Below are 22,335 nucleotides of genomic sequence, written 5' to 3'. Positions count from 1 at the left end.
GTCTCGACTGCGCTCGACCTGACACTTTGGAGTTAAAACTCTGATTTACTTTTCATTAACAATCGAACTCAGGTTAGAACATTATTGTTTTTCATCAATGCAATTTCAAGCATCCTGAACAGCTCTGCACACATTGTCTAATGTATCTGGATATAAAAAAGGCTGTAAGAATCTCTTACAGCCTTTTCTTCCAATCAAAGATTTGTCTTTACTTTCCGTTGAACCAAACCATCACATAGATTACAATGGCCACAATTAAAATGGATATGACTATATCTTTCCAGTTGTAGCTGTTCTTGTTTTCTTGTTTTTCTTCCTCAGAAATGGTGGCATACGTCAAGTTCTTCAGTTTTTCCTCAGATGGTGCGGCCGTGGCATAGCTCACCACCAAGATCAAAATGATACAGAATAGGAAAAACCATGCTGCGAAAGATAAAAAGTTCATATCTCCCAAAGTGAACCAGAAACTGCTCGGGTCAAGTGAATCCTTGACAAGTTCGAGAACAATACGAAGGGCACCCACCACAAATCCAACAATCAAGGTCACATAAGCCCCTTGGGCATTGATTCGTTTGTGGAAAATTCCCAACAAAAATACTGCGGTGATGGGAGGTGCTATATAGGATTGTACACTCTGAAGGTATTCATAGAGCACTCCAGAAATATTGGCCATGATAGGAATCCAGATAATACCGATGATCACCACGATCACCGTAGCAATCTGACCTGTTCTCACCAGTTTTTTCTCGGGAGTATTGGGCCGTAGCTTTTTGTAAATATCCACCGTGAACAATGTTGAACACGAATTGAACACAGAGGCCAACGAACTCATCAAGGCTGCCAAGAGACCTGCGGCCACCAATCCCCTTAATCCTGAAGGCAGTAAATTACTCATCAAAACAGGGAATGCCTCATCAGGTGAATCCCATTGCAACTCCCCTCTCATTTTTAAGGTCAATGCAATGACTCCTGGAATCAAGAACAAGAAAACTGGCATCAATTTCAACAATGCGCCAAAAATGGTTCCCCGTCTTCCTTCCTTGATATTCTTTGCGGTCAATGCTCGCTGAACGATGTACTGGTCCGTACACCAATACCAAATTCCAACAATTGTACTGGTTATCAATAGCGATGGCCAAGGAAAATCAGGATCAGAAGCGGAACGCCACATATTCAGATATTCCGGGGTCACGGTCTCCTTCATACTTTCCCAACCTCCTACATGTTCTAATCCAATAACTGTTAGGGCTGCCGCCCCAATGATCAATATTATGGCTTGTAACGTTTCGGTATAGACCACTGCACGCATTCCTCCAAGGACCGTATACACCCCAGTCAATACTACTGTGGCAATGGCGCCGGTCCAAAAATCGATGCCCAATAAAGCGGAGACCACAACACCACCGGCATAAATGGTTACCGAAATCTTGGTCAATACATAAGCTACAATGGAGAATACGGAAAGTATCCAGCGCGAGCGGGCATCAAAACGTTTTTCCAAGAATTCCGGCATGGTAAACACTCCTGCCCTTGCGTAGAACGGTAGGAAGACCCAACCCAGAATCAATACAACCCAAGCTTGGATTTCATAGATCAACATGGGCAATCGGTCACCAGCGCCTGCTCCAGCGAGCCCCACTACGTGTTCCGACCCTATGTTGGAGGCAAAAATGGATGCTCCGACCACAAACCATCCCACATTTCTGCCAGCAAGGAAGTAGTCCTCGGTATTTTCTTTCTTTTTTCGGATAACCCAAACTGCTATCCCCAAGAGCACCACAAAATAAATGGATATGGTAATCCAATCAATCGTATCCAATCTCTGCATTATGGTAGCTTATTTGGTTGAGAATTTAAAACTGGTGCGCGAACTATAGGTTTCACCTGGATTTAACCTTGTGCTTGGGAATGCTTCCTGATTGGGTGAGTCAGGATAGTGCTGTGTTTCCAAACAAAGCCCAGAACGCTTTCCATAGGTTCCCCCAGTTTTGGAGACCAAAGCTCCATTCAAGAAATTTCCGGTATAGAATTGTATTGCAGGTTCATCGGTATAGACTTCCAATAATCGTCCCGTTTCTGGATGATAGGCTGATGCTGCCAAACCAAAATCCCCGTTTGTTTCATCCAACACCCAGCAGTGATCGTAACCCCCACCTCTTTTGATTTGTTCATTATCGGCATTGATTTCCTTCCCAACTGCTTTGGGTTCGGTGAAATCAAAAGGTGTTCCCTCAACGGGGCGAAGTTCCCCTGTTGGAATCAATCCCGCATCCACAGGCAAATAGGCCGGTGCATTCAACGTGACTTCATGATCCAGAATATCTTGGGAAAAATCCCCAGAAAGATTGAAATAGCTGTGCTGGGTAAGGTTTACCACCGTTGGTTTATCCGTCACTGCTTCATAGTGAATATCCAATTGGTCGTCACCTGTTAAGGTATAGGTCACTTTTACATCAAGCTTTCCGGGATAGCCTTCTTCACCATCGGCACTGGTATAGGTAAGCACCAAAGAAGCTCCATCATCAGTGTTTTCCGCCTCTGCATTCCACACCACTTTATCAAATCCTTTGTTTCCCCCGTGCAAATGGTTTGGTCCATTGTTTTTGGCCAAGGTATAGGTTTCGCCATCCAAAGAGAACTGGCCTTTGGCGATACGGTTGCCATACCGACCAACCAATGCTCCAAAATACGGTACATCTCCAAAATAAGATTCCAGATCATTGAATCCCAGAACCACATCTTGATAATTTCCATTTTTATCAGGAGCGGTCCAACGCGTAATGATACCACCGTAGGTGATGACGTCTACCTCCATGCCATTTTCGTTGCTGAGGGTATACTTATCCACTTGTTCTCCATTGGGCATTTCGCCAAAAGTGCTTTTCCCAACATGGCTTTTCCCTGATTCCGTCTTCACCATTTGATTCTCCGATTGGTTCTCTTTTTTATTTTCCTTACACCCCAAATGTAAGAGTGCTGCAAGAAAAACAAAATATAGAAAAGAAGCTTGTATTGTTCTCATGATTTTAGTTTGTTCGATTAATTACTGATTTTTATATCTACATATTATGTTGAAACAAATGGTAATAGGCTTCATTGGCATGTATCTGGTCTTTGAAACTTCTAATTCGCGTATCAGCATCAATTACCAAAAGTTCAATGCCGAAAATATCGGCAAAATCTTCCATGTATTCGGTGGTCAACGCTTGTGTATAGACCGTATGGTGTGCTCCTCCAGCCAATATCCAAGCTGTTGCAGCCACATCTAAATTGGGTTTGGCATCCCAAAGAACCCTGGCAACCGGCAATTTAGGTAAATCCGCCATAGGTTCCACGGCTTCAACTTCATTCACGATCAAACGGAATCTATTTCCCATATCCACCAAAGAAGCATTGAGTGCTTCGCCAGCGGGTGAATTGAACACCAACCGCACAGGGTCTTCCTTGCCACCGATACCCAATGGATGCACTTCACAGGATACTTTTCCTTTGGCAATGGATGGGCAAATCTCCAACATATGGGATCCCAAGACATAATCCTTTTCCGGGGTGAAGTGATAGGTATAATCTTCCATAAAAGAAGTGCCTCCTTCCAATCCGGTGGCCATAACTTTCATGGCACGGACCATGGCTGCCGTCTTCCAATCGCCTTCGCCACCAAAACCATAACCGTCTGCCATTAACCGCTGAACGGCTAATCCAGGTAGCTGACGTAAAGTTCCCAAGTTCTCAAAGGTATCGGTAAAGGCTTTAAAACCTCCGTTATCCAAAAAGGTGCGAAGCCCCAATTCAATCTTGGCGGCCTCGACTAGGGATTCCCGTTGGGCGCCTCCTTTTTTAAGGGCGTCGGTCAAATTATAGCTTGATTCGTATTCTTCAAGCAGTTGGTCAATTGACTTTTGATCTAACGTATCGATGATTTTAGTGATGTCAGACGAGTCGTATGCATTCACAGCGACCCCAAACCGCATTTGGGCAGCTACTTTGTCTCCTTCGGTAACGGCCACCTCGCGCATGTTGTCCCCAATCCGGGCCACTTTCATATTTTGCAGTTCATGGGAGCCCAAAGCTACCCTTGACCAAACGGCCAGTTTTTGCTGAACGCGTGCATCTTTCCAATGCCCAACCACAACCTTGCGCTTTTTGCGCATACGGGTCATCATAAAACCAAACTCACGATCCCCGTGGGCGGATTGGTTCAGGTTCATAAAGTCCATATCAATGCTGTCCCATGGGATTTCGGCATTGAACTGGGTATGAAGATGGCACAATGGCTTGCTCAACACGGTAAGTCCGGCTATCCACATTTTAGATGGCGAGAAGGTATGCATCCACGCCACAACACCAATACATTTGACATCATTGCTTGCCTCCCTGCATACAGCGGTAATTTCATCTGGAGTGGTCACCACTGGTTTAAATACCAAAGAAATGGGCAAATTGCCCGATGCATTCAATCCATCCACAATATTTTTTGAGTTTGCGGCCACTTGCTTTAGTGTTTCAGGGCCGTACAAATGTTGGCTTCCTGTTACAAACCAAATCTCCTTTTCAGCTATTTTCATTTATTTTAATTATTGATTCGTCATTGACCGTAATAGGCATTTTTGCCATGCTTACGCTCATAATGTTTTTTTATTAAAGAGTCTTTTAATCTAGGGGCGTCGGGGTTGATTTGAAGGGTTAGGTAGGCCATCTGCGCCACGGTCTCCAATACTTTAGTATTGTACACGGCCTTGGCCGCGTTTTTGCCCCAGGCAAAAGGACCGTGGTTCCCTATGAGCACCATTTCCACTTCATTGTAATCCAAGTTTCGGGATGAAAAACAATCCAAAATCTGTATTCCGGTGTTGTGCTCATAATTGCCTTCAATCAAATCATCGGCCATTGGTGGGGCACAAGGAATATCTTGTGTCAGGTGGTCTGCATGTGTGGTCCCAAAAATGGGAATATCACGTTGGGCCTGGGCCCAAGAGACAGAGTACATGGCATGGGTATGGGCCACTCCTCCAATGTTTTCCCAATTTTTATAGAGATAGCTATGGGTCTTGGTATCCGAAGAAGGGCGTAAATCACCCTCAACCACGGTATTGTCATAGTCCAAAATCACCATGTCCGATGGTTTCAGTTTCTCGTAGGGCACCCCACTGGGCTTAATGGCAAAAACACCATTCTGTCTATCCACTGCACTTACATTGCCAAAAGTGTATATGACCAGCCCCAGGGCATTGAGCTCCATATTGGCCTCATAACATTCTTCCTTAAGCGATTTATATGTTGACATTTTAACTCTTTTTGTTTGTTTGTTCTTCCACAAATTGACCAAGCTCTTTATAAGATTCCATCAATTTGGCATAGGTCTCCACTTGAGAAGCCTGCGGAAAATATTCAGCTTCAAAACTACTGCCCATCACCTTGCTTGCCTCAATAACGGATTCATAAACCCCAGCTGCGGTGGCTGCGTAAATGGCCGCACCCAAGGCAGGTGCCTGATCCGATTCGGCAACTTTTATGGGCATGTTCAAGACATTGGCCAACGTTTGCATGATGAAAGGCGATTTCCGTGCCACACCACCAATACCGATAACCGACTCTATCTTAACGCCTTCTTCCTCAAATCGGTCTACAATCATTTTGGAACCAAAACAGATGGAATTTACCAAAGCTTTGAAAATATGGGGTGCTTTTGTCCCCAATGAGATTCCGGTTATGGCACTCTTCAGTTCTTGATTGGCATCTGGAGTTCTTCTTCCGTTGACCCAATCCAAAGCCATGGGCACCACTTCCGAAAGTGGGATTGCCTCGGCCTGTTCGGCCAAAGTCCGTATAAATTTGGCTTCAACTTCTTCGCTCAACTGTTGTTTTTGTTCTTCGGATAGGATTGATGACTTCATCACCAAATTATCCACAGGCCAGGCCAATACATTCTTGAACCAGGCCAACACATCCCCAAAAGCGGATTGACCTGCTTCCAATCCCATCAAACCAGGGATTACGGAGCCGTCAACTTGACCACAAATGCCTTTTACGGTCTTATCGCCAACGGCATCGTGGGTGGATACCATGATATCGCAGGTGGAAGTGCCCATCACCCGAACCAGCACATGGTGGTCCACTTTGGCCCCTACCGCTCCGGCATGGGCATCAAATGTTCCCACTGCCAGCACCGTATTGGTGGTAAGTCCCAATTTGGTTGCCCATTCTTCATTCAAATGGCCTGCAATTTCGTTGGAGGTATAGGTCTCGTCATAAAGCTTATCCCGAAGGGATGCCAAATAGGGATCCAACTTGGAGAGAAACTCTTGGGATGGCAATCCTCCCCAGCTTTCATGCCACATGGCCTTATGACCAGCGGCACATCTGCTTCGTTTGAATGTTTCTAAATCTTTCTGGTCGGCCAATAGATACGTGATGTAATCACAATGCTCCATCCACGTATGCGTAGCCTCAACAACCTTTTTATCTTCCCGGGCAACATGAAGTATCTTGGCCCAAAACCATTCGGAGGAATAGATGCCGCCTTCGTATTTTGTATAGTCTTCACCGCCCCAGCTTCTCGCCAATTCATTGATTTCGTTGGCTTCTTTTACAGCGGTGTGGTCTTTCCACAACACCATCATGGCATTGGGGTTTTCTTCAAATCCTTCCACCAAGGCCAAGGGGGTTCCTTCTTTTGTAAGTGGCATGGGCGACGAACCGGTGGTGTCAATACAAATTCCCACAATGGTTTCGGGGTTCACTCCACTTTGGGTAACCACAGCTTTTATGGTATGCTCCAAACCTTCAATATGATCTAAGGGATGCTGCCTAAACTGATTAATTTCAGGTTTGCAGTATTTCTGTTCTTTCCAGCGGGGGTACCAAAAGACCTCCGAGGACAACTCCGCTCCATTTTCCGTATCAATCAAAACCGCTCTAACCGAGTCGGAACCATAATCCAATCCTATTACGTACTTTTTCATTCTATGCGTTGATAAACTAGGTATACCTTATACCTAAAACACCAATTTATCTTTTTGGGTTTTCTAATTTATTTGTGGGTAACATTCCCGTTTAGTTCTTTTCAATGGGCAACCACACTTTCATTTTCCCTACCCCCCTATTGGACCAAGCATAATAGGGTATGGCGGTTAGATTATCGTTGGAAATAGTGCTTACACCTCCCAATAAGTCAGGCTGCATTTCAACTTGAAATTGGTCGTTTGACGCCAATTTAATGTTGTCAAAATCTCCTTTATTGTCAACCTCTTCCACGGCATACACAATGGGGCCGTATTCCAAGGACATTTTGTCCTTATTCTCTTCAACCAATGGGTTTGCAATGACTTTTCGCACTTCCATGGGAAATTCCAAGTTGACCACATCTCCTGCTTTCCACTCCCGGGATAGGGTATAGTAACCGTTCTCAGCAACCGCATCAATGGCTTCTCCATTGATGGTTATGGTGCTGTTTTGGTCCACCGGGTTGGCATAGTGATACAAATCACTGGGCAAAACCTGATTTCTGATCCATCCGGGAACCCTGAACTTCATGGTAAACTCACCAGTTTCTTCTGGATCTAAGGTAAGTTTTACTTTTCCATTCCACGGATATGTGGTTTCCTGCGATACTTGAACGGCTTGATCTTTAAGATCAACCGTGGCATCGTTGGCAGCATACAGATTCACAAATATGGTATCATCGGTTTTGGAATAGATCAAACCGGGCATGGCGGGAATAAAACGGATCACATTGGTGGGGCAGCAAGAGCAATCAAACCAATCTTTTCGGGTACATGCGCCTTGGTTGAACTTGTAAACCCCATCGGATTCCAAGGCATTGGGGTAGAAAAATTTCTCTCCGTCCAAGGAAAGTCCAGAAATCAATCCATTGTACAAGGTCCGCTCAATAACATCAAAATATTTCACGTCCCCAGTAAGATTGTGCAGTCTGTGGTTCCAGTAGACATCCCCAATGGAAGCACAGGTTTCATTATAAGCGGTTAAGTTGGGCAGTTCATAATTTTCACCAAAAGACTCTCCTTCATGTTTTGCACCAATACCTCCGGTAATGTACATTTTCTTGGTGACCATATTATCCCAAAGGGCATTCACTGCCTTCAAATACGCAGTATCCTTTTCAATAGCGGCAATGTCCGTCATACCAGCGTACATATATACCGCTCTAACGGCATGGCCCACCACCTCATCTTGTTGGATAACCGGCAAATGATCTTGTGAATATGCTCCAAAAAGTTCATGGTTTTCTGGGTCTCCCCTATGATCCAAAAAGTATTTGGCAAGATCAAAATATTCTTTCTTTCCAGTGACCTCATATAATTTAATGAGTCCCGTCTCAATAATTTGATGCCCGGGTACCGCAGCTATCTTTCCCTCTCCATCACCAAATGTCTCCACCATAAGATCTGCATTTTTAAGGGCGATGTCCAAGAAATTTCGTTTTCCGGTGGCTTTATAGTGTACGGCAGCGGCTTCAAACAAATGACCTGCATTGTAGAGTTCATGGCTCGCGGCCAAAGATTCCCAACGTTTTCCTTCATTCACCTCAACCCAAGATGCAGGTGGTTTGGCCGGATTTATGGTTCTCCATGTTGTCAAATAACCATCTGCTTCCTGTCCCACTTTTATGATGGACACCAAGGAATCCAATAAGGTCTCCAATTGGGGGTTTGGCGCACTGATCAAGGAGTTGGATGCCCCTTCAATAATCTTGTAGACATCGGTGTCATCAAAAGGCATGACCCCTTTGACAGGTCCTTCCATTTCACCCCCGGCAATCAGGAAATTGTCAAACCGCCCCTCTTCTTCGCATTTCTCAAGGGCAAATTCAATGGTTTTTTCCTGAACCCTTTCTATAATGGGCAACCAGAAATCATCCTTTAATTTTACATTTCTGATGTTTACCGCTTCAATGGGATATCCTTCTTTTACATCCAACGCTGCATCATCCGGCTGTTTCTGGGTATTGCTCTTACACGACACCACTAGGGCCACTAGGCCCATTGTCATTAGTAATCCTTTCTTCATTAATTCTTTATTTTCCTTCAAACACGATAAGTGAGTGCGCAGGTACTTCAATGGAAAGCACTCCTTTTCTGAGTTTAAAATCTTTGAATTCACTTGGCACTACCTTCTCTGGATCGCTGAATGAATTGTGATCCTGAAGTTTTTCCGAGGTAAGTATTTCAGCCTGTAGGTTCTTGACATCCAAATCGGAGACATTTACCTCAACCGTCATTGCTTCTTTGGGATCAATATTGACCAAGGAGATATGAACGGCACCCCCTTTATCTTTTGAAGCCGATACGGATATGGCCGGAAGCCCCCTAAACTGGGCATTGTTATCAATTTTTGAAGGAAGCAATAGGGCATCTTGGTGCACCTTGTACATATTCATAACATGGTAGGTGGGCGTCTTGATCATTTTTTCCTCATCGGTGAGGATAACGGCCTGAAGCACATTTACCATTTGGGCCAAATTGGCCATTTTCACCCGTTTTGCATGGTTGTTGAAAGTGTTCAATACGGTACCTGCAATCATCACATCGCGAATGGTGTTCTGTTGGTAGAGCACCCCGTTTTTTACTTCAGGTTCTGCATCGTACCAACCGCCCCATTCATCCACAAACAGGTCAACATTGCCCTCCGGGTCATATTTGTCCATAATGGCGATATGCTTGGTGACATATTCTTCCATATTCAAGGCCTGCTCCATGCTCTTAAAATAGATTTCCTCATCAAAGTTGACCGAGGGCCCTTTGGCATCCCAATTAAATACGGCATAGTCATGCAATGCAACCGCTTCCATCAATTCATGTGGCACATTTTTCATTAAGGTTTCCGTCCAGTGATAATCATCTTCGGAAGCTCCCGAGGCAATGCGGTAAATTTCTGTCTCACCTGACCACCCTGGTAGAAAAGTGGCATACTGGCGATAAATATCTGCATAGTATTCGGCGGTCATATTGCCCCCGCAGCCCCAAGTTTCATTGCCCACGCCCCAATATTTAACTTTCCAGGGGTTTTCGCGCCCATTTTCACGTCTCCAATCTGCCATTGGGCTCACGCCGTCATGGTTGGTGTACTGTACCCAATCTATAAGTTCTTGCACGGTTCCACTGCCTACATTGGCCGATAAGTAAGGCTCTGCATCCAATACTTCACATAGGTTCAAGAAATTATGGGTGCCAAAACTATTGTCCTCTGTGGTACCTCCCCACCAACGGTTCACGATGGTTGGCCGATCTTCTTGGGGCCCAACCCCATCTTTCCAATGATAGGTATCTGCAAAACAGCCTCCGGGCCAACGCAGATTGGGAATGTTCAGTTCTTTTAAGGCCGCGATGATGTCGTTTCGAACACCTTCGGTATTGGGAATGACCTTATTTTCTTCGCCTACATAAAGACCGTCATAAATACATCGACCCAAATGTTCGGCAAAATGGCCATAAATATGTCTGCTGATCTGAATTGAATCAGCATTCTTATTGATTTGAACAGTTACCGCTTGTTGCGCCGAAAGCACAGAAGGCAATACAATGGCCAAAGAGACCACTGCATATTTTAAAACATGCATATTAATTTTCATACTCGGAAGGGTTTAAAAAAAGGCCATGGCAAGACCATGGCCTTACTAAAATTACTAAGCTTAAAACTAACTCAAATAGGATTCGCCACGCGAATTATCGATTCAACGATTTTAAAGTGTATCATCCACACTAGTAAAGAACGTAAAGAATTTTGGATTTTGCAAGAATTAGCGTTAAAAAAGTGTTATGAATCTGCTTAGATTATTTTTTGTGTTTACCTTACAAACATTTGTTTAACAGAATTAGATTTAGGATTTTAGTCCTCATGAAAATAACCAACAACCTAGAAGAAGCCGAAGATTTAAAAATGCAACTCAATTACTACGATAAAGAAGACCAGGTCCTTTTGGCCGTTGACTGCATCATTTTTGGCTTTGATAAGGAAAACCTGAAGATACTGCTCATAAAACGGAATTTTGAACCAGAAAAAGGAAAGTGGTCGCTCATTGGCGGTTTCCTTAAAAAGACCGAAAATTTAGATCAGGCTGCCGTCCGGGTGCTCCATACGCTTACCGGGCTCAGTGACATTTATATGGAGCAGCTGTATACCCACAGTAAAATAGACCGGGATCCGGGTCAGCGAACGATTTCCGTTTCTTATTATGCGCTCATTGATGTTGAATCACACAAATTTGACGGTATTCAAATCGATTCGGCCCGTTGGTTTGAACTAAACGAAGCTCCCGATTTGATTTTTGACCATAACGAAATGGTCCAAAGAGCTATAGCCAGACTCCGGAGAAGGGCAATGACCAAGCCCATTGGTTTTGAATTACTTCCCGAAAAATTCACCATGCGTCAGCTCCAAAATCTCTATGAATCCATTTTGGACAAGAAGTTGGACAAAAGGAACTTCATCAACAAGATCAATTCATTGGATGTTCTCATCAAACTGGATGAAAAGGACATGAGCGTTTCTCGCAAAGGGGCATACCTCTACGTTTTTGACAAGGAAAAATACAAGAAGAAAGTAGAGGAAGACGGATTCATCTTTAAGATTTAATCCGTATTCCTATTTTTAGATTTTTCCTGTCCAACGGGATTTTGTAAGCTCCCCGAATCTTTTCATAGGGCAAACTGATATTTTCAGCATCCACCCGTAAAAAAGCATTTGGGGTAAAGTCATCTTTCCCGGCCAGCGTAATTTCAACTTCCCCGGTTTTGGTGTTGTAGCCCACCTTATCAAAAGTTCCGGCATCCAAAGTCAACCATACTTTTTGGGGAGCGATGTACACCCTGGATTTTGCCGCCGTGGTAATGTCCACCTCAACAATATCTCCTCTCTGGGTCAGGTTACCACCAAACGCCAACCACCCCAAATCCTCATCTTGGGTAATGTAAGTTGCCGAATTCACCGCATAGCCATAAAACCCGGAACCATAATCCCCAGTAATCCCATCTATTTTTAAGGTTGATGGAAAGGAATGAAAGGCTGCTGGGCCAAAACCATCTTGGGTAATGTTGGAAATCCCGCCCAAAAGACCGCCATACCCTACTTTTAAAAGATATAGATCATCGGGGTTCTTTCTGAAGTGTTTTAATACGGGAATGGCATTCAAGGAGGAGCCATAATGATGGATTTGACGTTCCACGCGAGACGTTTCCCCTGCTTTGCCCCCGTACAAGAAATCCCAATACCTTCGGGCATTACCATTGTAGGCCCAATGGGGCATGGTAGGCATGTAGGCCAAAATAGCATTCAAAGTGACCCATGCCTTACGGTCATATCCAAAATAATCGGACCACATATACACTTCTTCCTGCCCTGTTGAATCCCATGGCATTTCACTACCAAACGGATAGTCCAATGCCTTCCAATGGTCTGCCCGCTCCTTCATTCGCGCTTCCAAATCTGTGGCCATATCGGCTAAATCCTCATTTTTAAGGTCTTCCAGAATCAGTAGGAAAACAGAACCTTCCATTTGCCCGAATTGTGCATAATACGGCGCTTTTTCCACCATGGCCACGCTGGTATGGTAGGCATTCTCCAAATACCACTGCCATGACCTGTTGTCCACCAAGCCTTCATGGTAGCGGGCCAAACGGTAGAGTACCCAATAGGCCGCGGCCACATGGGGATAATTGTACGACCTACCCGGGTCATTGGCATGCTTGCGATCCCAAGCCGCCCAAGTGCCATAATTGATCTTATCGCTATAGGTTCCTTTGGGCAATGAATCCGGCTCGTAGTAATAAAGGCTTTTCTTCACTCCATATTTTAGAGGCCCATCATCATATTGAATCCCTCCCCAAAGGGTGTTGTCCACAAACTTTTGAAGTTTTACGATTTCCTCCCGATTGGGCTGCACCAATTGTTTCATAACAGCGGCCAACCAACTACCGGCCCCACCTTCATCACTTAAACCACTGATCCACACCCTGCTGTCTTGGGTCACTTGTTCTTTCTTGTCATAATCGTAGGTTATGGCCGACGGATTTCTTCCAAAAGGGTCGTTGGGATCATCAAACCATTGTTCGTTGGTCAAAAAACTACCAAAATCAGCAATTACTTCTTCTTCAGACTTGATAACCTTGTAATTGATGGTCTGTTGCAATCCATCAGCATAGGTAACGGTGACACGGGCCCTACCCCATTTTTTTCCTGAGACCCTATATTTTTTCAATCCTGATGCCGTAGCACCCTCTTCTTTGATCTCCAGAGCACCTTTGGGTTCTACGATGATGGAGCCTACCGCACTTTTATAGTTGAGGAACAACTGGGCATTCACATCTTGGGGCACCACATAGCCCGGAACCCCGGTTGCCACCGGACGCTCCTCTTTCACCAAGGTCCCCTGAATATCTTTTATCCCTTCAGACAGGACGAACTTTACTGCAAAATTTTTGGTTTCGTTGGGTTGAAGCATCAAAGAGGTGGGTGTATTCCACTGCTCCACACCCTTCCATTCGTTATCGGCATAGGCCTTGCTGTGTACCATCCACTCATGGAATCCTTCAAAGACAATACTTCTGGGCGTAGGGTCATCCAAGAGAGGTCTATAGGCCTCAAAAGACATGTTTTCCTTGGGCAACACCAATAGTGCAGGTCCTCTACCGCTGAGGCGTTTCACCTCCAAATAGCCGGCATCCTTTCCAATATAGGGATCAAAAAAGACATTTTGCGCATGGGTCTCCGTCAATGACTTTCCTTCCAAAATGTTGTTAAAGATCATGGGGATTCCCAATGCACCAATTTCCACAGGCGTGTTTTGGGTGTTTGTGATTTCAAAACGCATGACCAGTTGATCATTATCCAATTCGTAGTATCGTTTTATGGACACGGGAATGTCCTTGGGCAAGGTATTGGCCAAATCAGCAGCGGCCAAAACACTACCGCTGACTTCCAACGGTGTCACCTCTGCCCGAGTGGTCGCCGTGGAAAAATCCACCCAGTTGCCATTGGCATCCTTTATTCTGAGGTTGATGTCCCCTAGATGATACAGACTATCCTTGTCCCGAAGTTCCAATCGATCCCCGGGAGTAAAATCAAAATGTAACGCTTTGGAAGGACGAAGTGCCGCTACCGTCTGGGACGCCTTGACCAATTTCAATTGAAAATCTGGGGTGTTGAATTTTTGATAGACCTCTGCAATGCCCAAAGTGGGTTCCCTATGCTCAATCCTGCCCCAATATCCTTGGGCCTCCATTCTAAAAATGGTGCTGAAAAACAATACCAATCCTATCCATACTAGTCTATTCGTCATCTGTAGTTGCTTATTAGTTTAGTTTAAGTGTGTAGCTATTGGCACTTTCCTTGGGAACCACTAGGTTCTCACCGTCCCATGCAATGTCTTCTACCTGTATTGAAATCCTGTTCATGTTGGGAACACTGGAATAATTTCCTTGATTGCTTGAATGTTATTTTTATATTCCCGTACATCATAATCCAAACTTGTGCTTATTCCAAGGTAACATCCAAATACACGGAATGACGCCCATAGGTTTCATAAAAGGGCTTAAACACCACTCCGTCTATGGTGAATTCCAAGTTTTTTGGGTCGCCCTGAATGGTTTTACCGATATCTTCCGCATCAAATGTCACCTTACGCCAATCATCCCGTGGCTCTGGTTCTTGGGCAACCAACAAAACAGGTCCATAGAAAAGGCTGGCAATATTCTGCTGATCCATTACAGGATCTAAATGAAATTCAAATGGCATTTGTATATCCACCGTATCGCCATCCTTCCATTTACGGGACAAGGTAAGATAGGTGCCTGGTGTTGCGTTTATCTTTTGGGTCTTCCCATTGATCATCACAAAAAATCCTTTGGTGGCCCAATGGGGCACACGAATGTTCAAGTCAAATTTTCCTTTGCCCTTGATGGTCAATTGGGTGTTGTCTTCCTTTGGAAAAGAAGTTTTTTGCTCAACAATGATGTTTTTCTCAGTCCATTTCAATGTGGAAGGAATAAAAAGGTTTACATACAGCGCCTTGTTGTCCTGACTTTTGAAATAGATTGAATTCTGAAGTTTGGTACTACTTTCCAATGCCGTACCGTTACAACAGGTAAACCCAGTCATGTTGGCGTTTCCAAAACGCTTCACGGAACCGGGCCGTAATGGCACGTGATAGGTGTTGGCCGGGCTATCCTCAGCCACGGAGGCAAGGATATGGTTGTAAAGTCCGCGCTCATAGTAATCCATCAATTCTGTTCGCTGATCAAAGAGGAACAGATTTCTGGACAATTTCAACATATTGTATGTGGCACAGGTCTCATTTTGCCCTCCTGCGGAAAATCCATTTTCGTAAAGTGTTGCTGGTTGACTGATGAAACACTCTGCATTTGTGGGATTACGGGCTCCCGCTACTCCACCAATGCTGTACATATAATCATTTTTGGCCTTGTACCAGAAATTATCGGCCACGTGGTAATATTCAGGTTCGTTGGAATCGCGATAGATTTCCAAAGCTCCCATAATTTGGGGGATATGTTGGTTGGCATGTAGGCCACGGAAGGTGTCCACATTTTTGGCCAATCCATGGGAATGGTCGGCATCGCCAAAAAACATTTTAATATTGTCGAACAATTGGGCCACTTCAAGATATTGACGATTGTCTGTCATTCTGTACAAACGTGCCATGGCCTCGTTCATACCTCCAAATTCACCGGCAATGTAGGTGTTCCACATGCTGATCAGGGTATCGGTTGGCACTTGGCTTAAACGAGCATGCACCCAAGTCCCCATATCTTTGGCAATTTCCAAGGCTTTTTCGTTGCCACTGACATCATAAATATCCATCAAACCGGCCAAAATTTTGTGCAAGGTGTAGTACGGTGCCCACACTTGGGTGGGTTGCCCTCCGTAGGAGGCCCCGTTTTCCAGCATGATGAACTGATCCGGAGGATAGGCGCTGATAAACCCTTCTCCCCAGTTCCAATAATCCGTGCGGATTCCCGCTTCGCTCAAATCAGAGTCATAACCCGTTTTACCAGGACCAGGAGGCACAGCAGTTGGGTCGGACACATAGGGGCCACCGGCTTCTTTTGGCCTACCTGCCATCTGTGACAGCCCATACAGCACATTCACCATATAGTCCATCTTATCCGCAAAATTGGATTGTAGGGATTTGTTGTAATCGGTGCTGGCATACGCCTGTGCAATGGCCGTTAGGTAGTGACCCGTGGCATGACCGCGCAGCTTGGTTTCTTGACTATCCCAACTACGTAATGGCGTTGCGCCTTCGGGCTGTTCCTGCCCAAATGCGTTACGGAACATATACAAGAAGGAGTCGGGATTGGTCTCGGCCAATGTATTGATGAACTTATCCCGGTTTTCAATAAATTTTGTTTGGTGTCCATGGCCGTCGGAATTCAATGTTACCTGATTTAGTTCAAAACCTTCCAAGGTTCGGCTAGGCGTTGCAGCCGCTGAAGCCGCTTTTACTGTCACTGTTGCTTTGGGTTTTAAGTCTGTTCCAGAAATACTACCAGTAATGGTATATTTACCTGGCTGAAGCACTTGGGAATTATCGATTGGTGCTGGCCACAGTACCCGTACTTCTTTAGGTCCTTTTACTCCATTGCCATAAGTTCCTTGTACAAATCGAGGCAATCTTGGCAAAAAGCCCACTACGGTTTCCACCTCTACACCCGAGACGCCCGTAAGATATTCATTGTAAAGTTGGGCTGTTTCGGGGGCAAATTGTGGAAGATTCAATTCTTCCTTTCTTCTTTCTCCATCATCTCCATTACCCTTAAATGAACCTCGAAGAATACGAACCACTTGTCCTTCACTCAATGGAATTCTATAGATTCTGAAATCATGCAATTTGGCGGTGAGGTAGGGAGCATTGGCCTCTAATGATTTTCCAATATAAAGCTTGTTGTTGTCTCCAGCTTCAAAATCAAAGACCTGCTCCAAAATCAGTTCTACATCCTTAGCTTCCCCTGCCAACTTGCCATTTACATAGGTGCTCACAGTTTTGGAAGGGATATTGACAACTACGGCAAAATGATTCCATCTACCGGTTTCTATGGCAGTCGAACTTGTATTGTAGGAGTCTCCATTTCCTGAAGATAGTCCCACCTGAACGCCTTTTTTATCCGGGGTTCCGGTTGGGGCAACAGAAAAATGGGATGTAGCGTTTTTTCCAAAATCAAAAAGTCGTGCCCCCGGTTGTTGGGAATCTATATGCACCCAACTTGTTATACTAATGGATTCCTCGTTGGTGACCGCTTCACCAGGAATCGTAATAAAGGCATTACCATCTTTTGCAAGTGAAATTACTCTTTCAAAAAATTCATCATCAACAAATTTGGCCTCCGCACCTTCAATGGTAGCATGTAAATTGTTTCGCGACCAATCCTTGGTATCGCCATCAAAAACATATCTGGCAATCAATCCTGTTTCACCAATACCGTCCAAGATTTGATCACCTTCCTGTGCCCTTACAGCAGTTGTGCCCAAAGCACAAAATGCCAACACTACACCAACGAACAACTTATATACTCCCATAATTACACTCTTATTTTTACAACTGATACTTTTCACTTTTTTTCTTTTCTAATTATAAATTTCTTCCCAAGAAGGTGGATCAACTCCCATTAAATGCTTCACAAAAAAGTCTTTGCGCTTGCGTTCACCAAAATCGCCACCGGATGAATGGCCCATACCGGGTATTGTCACCAATTCAAAATTCTTATTGGCCTTGATAAGCGCATTGGCAAATTGCATGGTGGTAGATGGATCTACATTGTCATCCACTTCACCTAAAATGAGCATTAAATCGCCGCCCATTTGGGCCGCATTCTCAATATTGGAAGATGCCGCATAGTGGGGGCCAATGGGATATCCCATAAATTGCTCGTTCCACCAAATTTTGTCCATTCGGTTATCATGGCATCCACAGGAAGAAACCGCCACATCATAAAAATCGGAATTGAACACCAAGGCTGCCGCCGAATTCTGGCCTCCGGCCGATGTGCCAAAGATACCCACTTTGTCAGCATTCATGTAGGGGTATTTCTTTGCAGCGGCCTTGATCCATAATTTTCTATCAGGGAAACCGGCATCCTTCAAATTTTGCCAGCATACATCATGGAAGGCCTTAGATCTATTGGAGGTTCCCATCCCATCAATCTGAACCACAATAAAGCCCAACTCCGCCAAGGAGGACATGGACCAATAATAGGAACGAAAATCTTTAGGAACAAAAGAACTGTGGGGTCCGGCGTAGATATATTCAATGACCGGATACGTTTTGTTTGGATCAAAAGAGGTAGGCCGAATAATGACTCCCCAAATATCGGTAACGCCATCACGCCCTTTTGCCGTAAAGACTTCAGGGGCAACCCAGCCTTCTTTTAATAATTCAGAGTGATCCGCTTGCTGCAGATCCATTATTTTTTTGCTGTTCTTGGCAGATTTCAAGACAGTGACCGGAGGGGTATCCACTTTGGAATATTGATCCACGTAATAGGTGTAATCGTCTGAAAAGGTGACACTGTGGTTGCCATCTTCCTTGGTGAAACGGGTGAAGTTCTTCCCATCAAAATCCACCTTGGCATAATGAAGGAAATAAGGATCTTGATTTTTGTCCATTCCACTGGCCGTAAAATAGACCTCCCTGTTTTCCTCGTCCACATGAATGACCTCACGCACCACCCATTCGCCTTTGGTCAGTTGTTTCTTCACCTGCCCGTTACCATCATACAAGTAAATATGGTTCCAACCGTCCCGCTCCGAGGTCCAAATGATCTCTTTGCCGTCGTTTACATCGTATCTGTATTTTTTACTGCTGTAATCAATAAAAGTTTCGCTGGTCTCATTCACCAACACCTTCACTTTTCCCGTTGAAGCATCCACTTCAATGACCTTGTAGGCCTGGTGCCCTCGCTGATTGTATTCAAATGTAAATGCGCGGCTGTCCTCTCTCCAATCAATACGGTTCAGGCCAAATTGGTGGTTAAACTCATCCGTAGGCACTTGGATGTGTTTTTTTGAATCCACCAAGAACAATTGTGGGCTCTTAAAGGGCAGCTCATCGCCAGGTTTTAGGTAATCCCGGGATTGCAGCTTGGGTTGGAATTGATCTTCGGGGCTGGATTCCACAAAATAGATTTTGCGGTCATCCCCTGGACGCACTTTGTACGCCATGATCTTTTTACCATCTGGCGACCATTTTATATAGGTTGAATAGAAAAAACCGGGAGCACCGTCATAGCTCAATCGGGTTTCCTCTTCAGTGGCATTGTCCTTGATATAAAGATTGTCGTTCTTGATAAAGGCCGTCATGGTAGAATCTGGAGAAACTACAGGAGGATTGGTCTTTTCATCAAATCTACTGCCCCAATACCTCCTGTTGGAATCTCTTTTGCCGCCTTCCGGGTCAATTACTTCCAAGGTATTGGCTTTTAGGTTGAACAAAACCTTGGCATCGCCATGGATAAAAGTGAGCTCGGATAGATCATCATTAAACGCCAATTTACTGATATCGATGTCTGTTGGGTCCACATCTGAATCGAATTCCTCGGAAAGCAGGGAAGCCAATGCATTGTGGTCAAAACATTGCTTTTGGGTCTTCTCCTCTGGATTGACCAACAAATACTTTTTTCCTTCGGAAGAATTGTTCACGTACCACAATAAATCCGTGTCCAACCAATGAAAAGAAGATGGGGAATTGAACACTTTGTCTCTAAAGAGCGAATCCAATATAATCGCCTTTTTATATTCCCTTAAAGTCCCTTGGGCAAGTGTAGTTCCACAAGTTATAAGTATAAAAAATACACTTATTTTTTTCACAAAAGATTCCATACTTAAAAATATGCCTAAAACTATTGATAATCTCTTATGGCCATTCAGTCATTATTAACTGATACTGATACTATATTGCCCTTAACACATTATTTACAGAAAAAAAGTGTGTGTAAATTAGAAATTGACCCAAAAATTGGATCAAAAACCAATCAATTTACAATTTTGAAAATGTTGTGCGAAAGCCTATCTGAACCTTTCCGGGGAAAGAGGTTTTAAGTCTACGGATGGGACTGTTTTGGTTATCCCTTCCGCAACCAATTTACCTGTAATGGGGCCCAAACTCCATCCCATCATGGCATGGCCTGCTGCAATGGTCAGGTTCCCATATTTGGAAGTCTTTCCAATATAGGGCAATCCATCAGGAGATACGGGCCTTAAGCCAGAAGTTGCCTTGTCTTTTTCTTCTTTATTGATCTCAAAATCGGCATAATACCTTTTTACGGCAGTGGCCAATGCTTCGACACGCTCCTTGCGAACAATGGCATTGTTCCCGGAAAATTCCATGGTTCCGGCAAACCTCGTAAATCCTTCCATTGGGGTCACGGCCACCTTGGCATCCACCAAAATGGCGGGCATGGTTATTCCGGTATCCCTACGGACGTCCATACTGTATCCCTTCCCCCCCTGTACTGGAACATACAGATTGAGGGATCTGACCAATTTTGAGGTCCATGTGCCACTGGCCAAAACAAATTCGTCGGCTCCAAAGACCGCATCCTTTGTTTTTACAGCTGTAATCTTATTGTCCTTGACCAAAAATTCCTCAGCGGTTTGGTTGAACTCAAAAACGACTCCTTGGGATGATAACCAGGTTTTCATCTGTTCCATAAAATGGTTGGGGGTCATGTGCGCATCACATTTGTAATGCACTGCACCGATCACATCATCCGAAAAAACGGGTTGCATTTTATGGACTTCTTCTTTGGAAAGAACTGAAGCGTCCAATCCTTCCTTTACCGCCATTTCCGCAACTTCAAGCTCCTCTTCTTCACTTTTTTCAGTGCGATAGGCCATCAAAAGCCCCTTTCGTTCATATTGAAATTGAAAATTGGCATTGGAATGCATTTCTTCGTACAAATCCCGGCTCTTCAGGTTGAGTTCCTTTATGATCGGAATGGCTTTTTGCACTTGTGATTTCTTTGCTGACTTTTTAAAGAGCAATGTCCATTTAAAAAAATCGATATCCCATCTGGGCTTTATGTAGAATGGACTGGAACTGTCCAGCATCCATTTTAACCCTTGCGTGATAATCCCCGGAGCTGCCAATGGGATAAAATGGCTTGGGGTTATGTATCCTGCATTTATGAACGAGGCGCCCGAGGACACATCTGTTTTGTCCAAAATGGTAACCTGATAGCCTTCCTGCACCAAATAATAGGCACTGAAAAGCCCTGAAACACCTCCCCCAACTACTACTACTCTCTTCATCTAAAACTCCTGAAAATGGATTTTACAACACTTGAAACCCGTGGGCATAGGGGTCGTCATCGTCTATAATGATATTGTTGTAGCCCGTAACCTGTGCCCAACCCTGTATGCTGGGAACAATAGCCTTTTTGCCGGCCAAGGTAGTTTCCTCCACTACCCTTCCAATGAATTTGCTTCCGATAAAGCTTTCATGGATAAAATCCTCTCCCATTTTCAGCTTGCCTTTTGCGCTCAACTGGGCCATACGGGCCGAAGTACCCGTACCACATGGAGAACGGTCTATGGCCTTGTCGCCATAAAACACTGCATTCCTTCCAGATGAGGTTGGGTCAATGGGGTCGCCTGTCCATTGCATATGGCTTACATCCCTAATGGTGGGATCCTCGGGGTGAATGAACATATCGGGATACTTTTTATTGATCCGTTCCCGAACCACTTTGGAATATTGGATAATCTGGGCTGCCGTAAAATTATGGACACCGCCAAAATTCTTTTGGGGATCCACAATGGCGTAATAATTTCCACCGTAGGCCACATCAAACGTTAGCTCACCAAGTTCTGGACATTCCACCGTTAAGTTTTCAGCGGCGAGGTACGACTTAACATTGACCAAGCGGACCCAATCCACCTTCTTGCCAGATTGCTGATACTCTATTTCCACTAACCCTGCTGGGGCTTCCATTCTAATTTTCCCCGGTGTCTTGGGTACGATCAGCCCTTCTTCTATGGCTACGGTAATTGTGCCGATGGTCCCATGCCCGCACATGGGCAGACAACCAGAGGTCTCAATGAACAGAATGGAAAAATCGTTTTCGGGCTGGTGGGGTGGAAACAAAATGCTTCCACTCATCATATCATGCCCCCTAGGCTCAAACATCAAGCCCGTGCGGATCCAATCAAATTCCTTGAGAAAGTGTTGTCTCTTTTCGCTCATGTTCTTGCCCAAAAGGTTGGGGCCTCCTCCTGCCACTACACGAACGGGGTTACCGCAAGTGTGGGCATCAACACAAAAAAAAGTCTTTCTTGCCACGCGTTGGTTGTTAAAACAGTATTATGACT

At 44.6% G+C, this 22,335-nt stretch carries 13 protein-coding genes; 1 reads left to right on the top strand and 12 read right to left on the bottom strand.

Annotated elements, in window-relative coordinates:
- Positions 1-208 precede the first annotated feature (208 nt).
- From A7D14_RS02145 to A7D14_RS02115, 7 genes are all read right to left on the bottom strand, one after another.
- Complete coding sequence (locus tag A7D14_RS02145) at positions 209-1,828, bottom strand: sodium:solute symporter (protein WP_067029428.1); 1,620 nt, start codon at positions 1,826-1,828, stop codon at positions 209-211.
- 9 nt (positions 1,829-1,837) lie between these two features.
- Positions 1,838-3,022 (bottom strand): aldose epimerase family protein, encoded by a 1,185-nt coding sequence (locus A7D14_RS02140; protein ID WP_067029426.1) that lies wholly within the window; start codon positions 3,020-3,022, stop codon positions 1,838-1,840.
- Positions 3,023-3,059: 37 nt separating this feature from the next.
- On the bottom strand, positions 3,060-4,565 hold the full coding sequence (gene araA / locus A7D14_RS02135) for an L-arabinose isomerase (RefSeq protein ID WP_067029424.1): 1,506 nt from the start codon (positions 4,563-4,565) through the stop codon (positions 3,060-3,062).
- A 20-nt stretch (positions 4,566-4,585) separates the two neighbouring features.
- Positions 4,586-5,284: an L-ribulose-5-phosphate 4-epimerase gene (locus A7D14_RS02130; RefSeq protein WP_067029422.1), complete on the bottom strand. Its 699-nt coding sequence runs from the start codon at positions 5,282-5,284 to the stop codon at positions 4,586-4,588.
- 1 nt (position 5,285) lies between these two features.
- On the bottom strand, positions 5,286-6,962 hold the full coding sequence (locus A7D14_RS02125) for a ribulokinase (protein ID WP_067029420.1): 1,677 nt from the start codon (positions 6,960-6,962) through the stop codon (positions 5,286-5,288).
- A gap of 91 nt (positions 6,963-7,053) precedes the next feature.
- On the bottom strand, positions 7,054-9,027 hold the full coding sequence (locus A7D14_RS02120; protein WP_067029454.1) for a glycoside hydrolase family 127 protein: 1,974 nt from the start codon (positions 9,025-9,027) through the stop codon (positions 7,054-7,056).
- Between the two features lie 7 nt (positions 9,028-9,034).
- Positions 9,035-10,588, bottom strand: a complete 1,554-nt coding sequence (locus A7D14_RS02115; protein ID WP_067029419.1) for an alpha-N-arabinofuranosidase — start codon at positions 10,586-10,588, stop codon at positions 9,035-9,037.
- Positions 10,589-10,854: 266 nt separating this feature from the next.
- Here A7D14_RS02115 and A7D14_RS02105 point away from each other — a divergent pair, with 266 nt between their 5' ends.
- Positions 10,855-11,592, top strand: coding sequence for an NUDIX hydrolase (locus tag A7D14_RS02105; protein WP_067029415.1), 738 nt, complete (start codon positions 10,855-10,857; stop codon positions 11,590-11,592).
- Here the strand turns inward: A7D14_RS02105 and A7D14_RS02100 are convergent.
- From A7D14_RS02100 to A7D14_RS02080, 5 genes are all read right to left on the bottom strand, one after another.
- Positions 11,582-14,293: a DUF5695 domain-containing protein gene (locus A7D14_RS02100; RefSeq protein WP_067029413.1), complete on the bottom strand. Its 2,712-nt coding sequence runs from the start codon at positions 14,291-14,293 to the stop codon at positions 11,582-11,584. The two genes, A7D14_RS02105 and A7D14_RS02100, sit on opposite strands and share 11 nt — an antisense overlap.
- Positions 14,294-14,487: 194 nt before the next feature.
- Complete coding sequence (locus tag A7D14_RS02095; protein ID WP_067029411.1) at positions 14,488-17,547, bottom strand: beta-L-arabinofuranosidase domain-containing protein; 3,060 nt, start codon at positions 17,545-17,547, stop codon at positions 14,488-14,490.
- A 48-nt stretch (positions 17,548-17,595) separates the two neighbouring features.
- The gene (locus tag A7D14_RS02090; RefSeq protein ID WP_067029409.1) at positions 17,596-19,845 is read right to left on the bottom strand and encodes a S9 family peptidase; all 2,250 of its coding nucleotides are present in this window, start codon (positions 19,843-19,845) and stop codon (positions 17,596-17,598) included.
- Between the two features lie 186 nt (positions 19,846-20,031).
- Positions 20,032-21,276 (bottom strand): NAD(P)/FAD-dependent oxidoreductase, encoded by a 1,245-nt coding sequence (locus A7D14_RS02085; RefSeq protein ID WP_067029407.1) that lies wholly within the window; start codon positions 21,274-21,276, stop codon positions 20,032-20,034.
- 22 nt (positions 21,277-21,298) lie between these two features.
- Entirely contained in the window at positions 21,299-22,306 is a 1,008-nt protein-coding gene (locus tag A7D14_RS02080) for a 4-hydroxyproline epimerase (RefSeq protein WP_067029405.1), read from the bottom strand.
- Between the last annotated feature and the right edge of the window lie 29 nt (positions 22,307-22,335).

The sequence above is a fragment of the Allomuricauda sp. CP2A genome, assembly GCF_001683915.1.
Taxonomy (GTDB): Bacteria; Bacteroidota; Bacteroidia; order Flavobacteriales; family Flavobacteriaceae; genus Flagellimonas.
This window is presented reverse-complemented; position numbering and strand designations above follow the sequence as displayed.